The organism is Mesorhizobium sp. M7A.F.Ca.US.002.01.1.1, from assembly GCF_004022955.1.
Lineage (GTDB): Bacteria > Pseudomonadota > Alphaproteobacteria > Rhizobiales > Rhizobiaceae > Mesorhizobium > Mesorhizobium ciceri.
This window is the reverse complement of sequence record NZ_RZQE01000912.1, coordinates 1-1,121: the sequence shown is the minus strand read 5'-3', so window position 1 is coordinate 1,121 and position 1,121 is coordinate 1. Positions and strand designations below refer to the sequence as shown.

Below are 1,121 nucleotides of genomic sequence, written 5' to 3'. Positions count from 1 at the left end.
GTAGAGGCCGGCTGGTCCGCCGCCGAGAACCGCAACCTTCATCTGTGCGATCTCCTCTTCGCTTGCTGGAGTTCAGTATCGCGCCGGCGACAAGATATTTCAAGCTTAAAGTTTTATATCAGAAGATCGTCCTGACATGGCGAAAGCGCGCCTGCGTGTCATCACGCAAGCGCGCTGCCGATCACTTTTCCGGGTTCTTCGGGCTCCACAGCACCGTCTCGGCGCCCTTCTCATAGGCCATGCCATCGGGATAGCTGATCGCTTCCAGTTGCAGCCCCCACGGCGCCTGGAAATAGAGGATGGTCTGGCCGGCGGCGGGTCCTTCCTTGACCGGCAGCGGCCCCATCCGCGTCTTGACGCCCTTGCCTTCGAGATAGGCTTTGGCAGCGGCGACGTCGTCGACATAGAAGGCGATGTGGAAGCCGCCAATGTCGCTGTTCTTCGGCGTCAGGTCCTTCTGGTCCGGTGCTGTGTATTTGAACAGCTCGATGTTCGAGCCGTAGCCACAACGCACCATGGTGACCTCTTCGATCACCGCCTTCGGATCGACGCCCAGGAGATCCTGCATGAAGGTGCCCTTGTCGTCGGCGAACGGGCCGAACGACATCGCCTTCTTGCAGCCGACCACTTCGGTGAAGAAGTCGACCGCCTGCTTCATGTCGGGAACCGTGATCCCGGTGTGGTCGTGGCCGCGCATGCCCGGGATCGAATCCGCCGAGGCCATGCCGGCGCTGCCGAGCATTGCGGCGGCGAGCGTTGCAATTGCGATTGTGGTCTTCATGTCAGTCCTCTCCATTTGGCGGGACTTGGGTCTTTGTGGTCGCACGTCCGAGGCCCGCTCGTCGGCGTGCGTATGCATTCATGTCGGCGCCTTGGCGGCGGAAGGAATGTCCAGCCAGCTCGCATCGATCTCGGGCAGAGGAATGGCCGCGATGAGATCGCGCGTGTAGGCCTGCTGCGGCTTGTCGAACAAGGCGTCGGTGGCGCTGGCCTCGACGATCATGCCTTCGCGCATGACGATCACTTGCCGGCACAGCCGCCGGATGACAGACAGATCGTGGCTGATGAAAGCGACGGTCAGCCCCATCTCCGCCGCCAGCTTTTCCAGCAGCGTCAGGATC

General features: G+C 61.7%; 1 protein-coding gene and 1 pseudogene. Both read right to left on the bottom strand.

Translation table 11 applies throughout. The features are described 5' to 3' along the window. Positions 1-181: 181 nt before the first annotated feature. Positions 182-781 carry a VOC family protein gene (locus EN932_RS36680; protein ID WP_024503399.1) on the bottom strand — a complete coding sequence of 200 codons (600 nt, stop codon included), beginning with the start codon at positions 779-781 and terminating at the stop codon, positions 182-184. Positions 782-859: 78 nt separating this feature from the next. Next, a pseudogene (locus tag EN932_RS36675) lies at positions 860-1,121 on the bottom strand (ABC transporter ATP-binding protein); the annotation flags it as partial.

Bases quoted from the DNA above. Each gene is read 5' to 3' on its own strand.
- EN932_RS36680 (WP_024503399.1), bottom strand. From the start codon at position 781: ATGAAGACCACAATCGCAATTGCAACGCTCGCCGCCGCAATGCTCGGC.